Source organism: Bradyrhizobium neotropicale (assembly GCF_001641695.1).
Taxonomy (GTDB): domain Bacteria; phylum Pseudomonadota; class Alphaproteobacteria; order Rhizobiales; family Xanthobacteraceae; genus Bradyrhizobium; species Bradyrhizobium neotropicale.
Window position 1 is genome coordinate 1 of the sequence record NZ_LSEF01000079.1, and the last position, 5725, is coordinate 5725.

4 protein-coding genes are annotated in these 5725 nt (G+C 60.3%); 2 read left to right on the forward strand and 2 right to left on the reverse strand.

What is annotated here, in order from left to right; all coding sequences use genetic code 11:
• The first annotated feature begins 97 nt into the window (after positions 1-97).
• A complete protein-coding gene (locus tag AXW67_RS25165) occupies positions 98-1366 on the forward strand; it encodes an IS256 family transposase (protein WP_063679989.1) in 1269 nt (422 codons plus the stop codon).
• Positions 1367-1899: 533 nt separating this feature from the next.
• On the opposite strand, the gene AXW67_RS40850 is transcribed toward AXW67_RS25165, so the two are convergent.
• Both AXW67_RS40850 and AXW67_RS25170 read right to left on the reverse strand, forming a co-directional pair.
• Positions 1900-2229, reverse strand: a complete 330-nt coding sequence (locus tag AXW67_RS40850) for a helix-turn-helix domain-containing protein (protein WP_082908043.1) — start codon at positions 2227-2229, stop codon at positions 1900-1902.
• 11 nt (positions 2230-2240) lie between these two features.
• Positions 2241-3572 (reverse strand): type II toxin-antitoxin system HipA family toxin, encoded by a 1332-nt coding sequence (locus AXW67_RS25170; RefSeq protein ID WP_063680040.1) that lies wholly within the window; start codon positions 3570-3572, stop codon positions 2241-2243.
• 853 nt (positions 3573-4425) lie between these two features.
• Between AXW67_RS25170 and AXW67_RS25180 the strand changes: the two genes are divergently transcribed.
• A complete protein-coding gene (locus AXW67_RS25180) occupies positions 4426-5694 on the forward strand; it encodes an IS256 family transposase (protein ID WP_063679989.1) in 1269 nt (422 codons plus the stop codon).
• The last annotated feature ends 31 nt before the right edge of the window (positions 5695-5725 follow it).

Here is a 5725-nt window from a genome sequence, read left to right on the forward strand (position 1 = left end):
GAGCTATGCGGGAAAGTGGGTGATGACGGCCTGAGATAGGCGGCGTATCGAGGCGGGTGTCGAGCCTGCCAGAACCTCTCAAGGAGAGCGATACGCCATGAACGAGCCTAGCAACATTGTCGCGCTGCGTCAGCCCGACGAGATCGATGATCCACTGACCAATATCCTGCGCGCCGGTGCGCGGCAGCTTCTGGCGCAGGCGGTCGAGGCCGAAGTCGAGACCTTTCTTGCCACAGTGAAGGATTTGAAGCTTGCCGACGGACGCGCCCGTGTCGTGCGGCATGGTTACGGCCCGGCGCGAACGATTGCGACCGGCATCGGCCCGGTCGAGGTGGCGCGGGCGAAGATTCGGGATCGCGGAGCGGCCGGCGATGGCGAGCGGATCCGGTTCAGCTCGGCGATCCTGCCGCTGTGGGCACGGCGGACTCGAAGCCTGGATGCGCTGTTGCCGGTGCTCTACCTGCGCGGCCTTTCGACCGGCGATTTCCAGGAGGCGCTGACGGCCTTGCTGGGCAAGGACGCGCCGAACCTATCGCCCGCGGTGGTGTCCCGGCTGACGGCCGAGTGGCAAGGCGAGTACGAGCGCTGGCAGAGGCGCGATCTGTCGGCGCGCCGATATGCGTACGTGTGGGCCGATGGCGTCTTCCTGCAGGCCCGCATGGAAGACCACGGCGAGTGCATGCTAGTGCTGATCGGCGCGACGCCGGAAGGCAAGAAGGAATTGATCGGCTTCCAGGTCGGGGTGCGGGAGAGCGCGCAGAGCTGGCGTGAGCTCCTGATCGACGTCAAACAGCGCGGATTGCAGATCGCGCCCGAAATTGCCGTCGGCGACGGCGCGCTCGGCTTCTGGAAGGCGCTCGAGGAGGTCTTTCCAGGCACGCGGCACCAGCGCTGCTGGGTGCATAAGACCGTGAATGTCCTCGACAAGGTCCCGCTCTCGGTGCAGGCCACCATGAAGAAGGACCTGCGCGAGGTCTACTGGGCGCCGAACCGGGCGTCCGCCGAAGCAGCGATCGACGTCTTTGCCGAGAAATACCGTGCCAAGTACGGTCGGGCGGTCGAATGTCTGGTCAAGGATCGCAGCGTCCTGCTGGCCTTCTACGACTTTCCTGCCGAGCATTGGGATCACCTGCGCACCAGCAATCCCATCGAGAGCGTGTTCGCCACCGTGCGGCACCGGACGGTGCGCACCAAGGGTTCGTTGTCGCCGACCACCGCCAGGCTGATGGTGTTCAAGCTGGTCATGGCTGCATCAAAAACCTGGCGACGGCTCAAGGGCACAAATCAGTTGCCGAAGCTCATCGCAGGTGTCAGATTCAACGACGGCATCGAGGTTATCCAAGTGCCGGCAAACCACGCCGCCTGATCGCCTCGTCACCCAAAATTCCGCATAGCTCCGCAAGGGCAGGACTTATCCCAGGAGTTCATGAGCGGAAACGGATCTCTGATACCAAGACTCTCGATCACGGCTCCAGTTGAGCGGCTTTCAATCCGACTCGATCTTTCATGTTAGACTCTGGCTGCCAACTCGATCGAGAGCGATATGTCCAGTTGCTTTGACGCGCAACAAATCAGCCCCCCCAACAAAACAACATCCGAAGTTGGCACTCAGAACGATCACGTCTTTGTCTTTGCCACAACATTCGGCAGGTGAACGTGCGAACTCAAATGAGCGAGCATTTGCACGAGATGCTTCCACCCAAAGCAAGAGAACGAGGACAGGCTGACGGGAGCGGTCGGCGCGTTCGTTCTAAGTGGCGCTTTGCCCGCCACAAGCGAGCGCGGCCATCGCAAAATTTTCCCGATATCCTACACTAAGCGTAAGCGACGGAAGGACTGTCGGGCGCTCTCACGTTGCTTCATGGCTGCTCCGAAGCCGATGGCATTCGGGAGTTCAGACTAGCGTATGCCTGGGGGCACATGCGTCTCATCTTCCTGAGAAGCCTTCGAGGCCTCGGCGATCGGAACGAACCCAACTTGAAATCCAAATACGCGTCCAATCCTGTTCAACGTTTCCGCGGTGGGATTTGCCGCTCCTCGTTCAAGATCGGCGATTTGGCGCGGCGTCAGCTTGAATAGCTTTGCAAATTCAAGTTGGGTGAGTCCGAGCGCTCGACGCATCTCCGCCACTCCATGCGGCAAACGAAGCGCCCCAGCGCGAGCCTTCGCCGCAATCGCGGTGCGACGGTCTCGAATCTCTTCCTTTGTCGGTTTACGCCATCTAGCCATATCGATTACCCCTAAGCTGGGACATTGCGTAGCTTAGCGACACCGTTCGCCATATCTTCGTTACGAATTATCGCGTTTGTCACAACCGAGTCTGGCACACCATGTTTTGTTGCGATCTCTGGAAGTGCCCGCAACAGATTTTCCTTGGCGGCCAACGCGGCCATCAGCTTCTCAGCAGGTACGTTTGGACCCGAAACCGTCTCACAGACTTCCCGCCAGTCCGGATCGATGTCCTGTCCCCCACCTTCAAGCATGCAACCCCACTTCGTAGACCTGACAATGCCCGCTGCCGCAATCTTCATCGGAGCGAAGTCGAACAAAGGGGCGAGCCGTATGCTTCCATCTGGGAACTTCCTGAGCGCGGTGTTGCGACCGTGATTGTCGGGATTTCCCATGGCCAAGTTCAGGATGTCGCGAAGCAGGTACTCCGTCGTGTCTTCCAGAGGATTGGAGGAAACCGCTTGGATTTTCTTCAGGTAGATTTCGTGCCTGCTTTGATATGCGAACTCTGCGACACCAATTGCCGAGACCAAACTCTCTTGTCCGTAGCGCAACAAACCATCGGCCGTGACCTTCCGATCAAACCGCGGAATGACGAGCACCCCGCTGCCATAGGTGTTCGTCCTCTCTACCGCTATCCCGAACTCTTTCGCGACCTCCGAATAGCCCGCCTCCGACTCCAGAATACGCTGATCTATGCCCTCGTCGCTGCGCAGAAGCTTTGCAATGATGTAGTCGACACCGTCACCATCCTGCACCATCGAATTTGGGTACCAAAGTCCGTCGCGCGATCGGGTTAGAGAAACCTTTGGCCAGTCGCCCTGCAGCCCGCTCGAGCCTGATGCAAGCATCGAAAACCGATCAGCGACCTCCAAAAATGCGTCGCTGCGATCAAGAATATCCTTCATGGTGACGCCGCCGAGCGATATGCCCTCTAAGCGCTCTACTTCCTGATCGTACGCCTCTTTGATTCGAATGTTGCCAACCGGAGAGCTGCCAGCTCTCATCAGGAGGTGGATTTGTGTAGACGGCGCGTCGACCGGAAGTTCCAGAAATCGGGCGATCCTTTCGGCATGCCGCCCTTGGGGTATGAAATCCAACAAAACCGCTGGCCAGGTCTTGGCTGAACGATCCGCCAGATCGACTGGCGCATCGACCGAGTAGGCATGCACGCCCCGTAAGGGGCGGTCTTCCGAATATGGAATAGCGCCGAACTTCGCGAAATAATCCACTTCGTAGCTCGTGCCGGAAGGGCTCTTGTAGCCCTTCTCGGGAGCTTCCAAAGTCACGAGGGCGGCGTCACGCCATTTGCCCTCAATAAAGGTCTGGATCGTCAGCTTCATTTTATCTACCCCTTATAAGGTAGAATAAAGCATCGGAAGAGCAATAATCAACCCATTATAGTGGGTTAATTTTTGCTAAACGGAACCGATCACGACCAGATTTGGCTCCTGCCGATGCGGATCGGTGGCTAGCAACGGCCCGCCAAGCTGATTTCCCGTTGGTGAGAGCAGTCGCGGGGCTGGATACGCCTGCTCGAGGCTGACCAGACAGACACGTTTGCAGATTGGCTCGGACGCTGAAAGACACCAATGCCGGTTGCCGGGTCGCCCCCCCGGATTCACCGTCCAGAACTCGGCAGCCCAGGCGATGAAAGGAGCTGGCGAAGGCATCAGCGAGGGGTGGATTGACTACGCCAGTGATCCCAGTTGCCTTTGTTCAACTGGGCAACACCCGTGACTATCTCGCTCTGCGGCGGTGACGAGCGGACCCAGAACATCCCAAAAACCACTCGCCCTCCCGAAACGCGGATGTCATCGCCGGAGTTTTGCAGGCTTGTTGCGAGCGGATTTCGTCGCCGGCTTTGCGCCGGCGAGATCAGGCAATGGGTCTTGTTTGTGGACGGATCGAGCGCCTACCATTACTCCACGGAGAGCCGGCTGATGACGATGTTGGAACATGGCGCACAGCACTCTTCGAGGAGCCCAGCACGGGGCGCCAGTGTCGAGCGGCCCAAGCTTCCAATCATCGCATACAAAGGAATCGCTGCCGCCAAGGCGAGCCGGCTCTGGCCGTTAACGGCCGCGCCGCAGCTCAAGGAGCTATGCGGGAAAGTGGGTGATGACGGCCTGAGATAGGCGGCGTATCGAGGCGGGTGTCGAGCCTGCCAGAACCTCTCAAGGAGAGCGATACGCCATGAACGAGCCTAGCAACATTGTCGCGCTGCGTCAGCCCGACGAGATCGATGATCCACTGACCAATATCCTGCGCGCCGGTGCGCGGCAGCTTCTGGCGCAGGCGGTCGAGGCCGAAGTCGAGACCTTTCTTGCCACAGTGAAGGATTTGAAGCTTGCCGACGGACGCGCCCGTGTCGTGCGGCATGGTTACGGCCCGGCGCGAACGATTGCGACCGGCATCGGCCCGGTCGAGGTGGCGCGGGCGAAGATTCGGGATCGCGGAGCGGCCGGCGATGGCGAGCGGATCCGGTTCAGCTCGGCGATCCTGCCGCTGTGGGCACGGCGGACTCGAAGCCTGGATGCGCTGTTGCCGGTGCTCTACCTGCGCGGCCTTTCGACCGGCGATTTCCAGGAGGCGCTGACGGCCTTGCTGGGCAAGGACGCGCCGAACCTATCGCCCGCGGTGGTGTCCCGGCTGACGGCCGAGTGGCAAGGCGAGTACGAGCGCTGGCAGAGGCGCGATCTGTCGGCGCGCCGATATGCGTACGTGTGGGCCGATGGCGTCTTCCTGCAGGCCCGCATGGAAGACCACGGCGAGTGCATGCTAGTGCTGATCGGCGCGACGCCGGAAGGCAAGAAGGAATTGATCGGCTTCCAGGTCGGGGTGCGGGAGAGCGCGCAGAGCTGGCGTGAGCTCCTGATCGACGTCAAACAGCGCGGATTGCAGATCGCGCCCGAAATTGCCGTCGGCGACGGCGCGCTCGGCTTCTGGAAGGCGCTCGAGGAGGTCTTTCCAGGCACGCGGCACCAGCGCTGCTGGGTGCATAAGACCGTGAATGTCCTCGACAAGGTCCCGCTCTCGGTGCAGGCCACCATGAAGAAGGACCTGCGCGAGGTCTACTGGGCGCCGAACCGGGCGTCCGCCGAAGCAGCGATCGACGTCTTTGCCGAGAAATACCGTGCCAAGTACGGTCGGGCGGTCGAATGTCTGGTCAAGGATCGCAGCGTCCTGCTGGCCTTCTACGACTTTCCTGCCGAGCATTGGGATCACCTGCGCACCAGCAATCCCATCGAGAGCGTGTTCGCCACCGTGCGGCACCGGACGGTGCGCACCAAGGGTTCGTTGTCGCCGACCACCGCCAGGCTGATGGTGTTCAAGCTGGTCATGGCTGCATCAAAAACCTGGCGACGGCTCAAGGGCACAAATCAGTTGCCGAAGCTCATCGCAGGTGTCAGATTCAACGACGGCATCGAGGTTATCCAAGTGCCGGCAAACCACGCCGCCTGATCGCCTCGTCACCCAAAATTCCGCATAGCTC

Excerpts from the sequence above, each read along its gene's own strand:
- AXW67_RS25165 (WP_063679989.1), top strand. The coding sequence starts at position 98 with ATGAACGAGCCTAGCAACATTGTCGCGCTGCGTCAGCCCGACGAGATC.
- AXW67_RS40850 (WP_082908043.1), bottom strand. The coding sequence starts at position 2,229 with ATGGCTAGATGGCGTAAACCGACAAAGGAAGAGATTCGAGACCGTCGC.
- AXW67_RS25170 (WP_063680040.1), bottom strand. The coding sequence starts at position 3,572 with ATGAAGCTGACGATCCAGACCTTTATTGAGGGCAAATGGCGTGACGCC.
- AXW67_RS25180 (WP_063679989.1), top strand. The coding sequence starts at position 4,426 with ATGAACGAGCCTAGCAACATTGTCGCGCTGCGTCAGCCCGACGAGATC.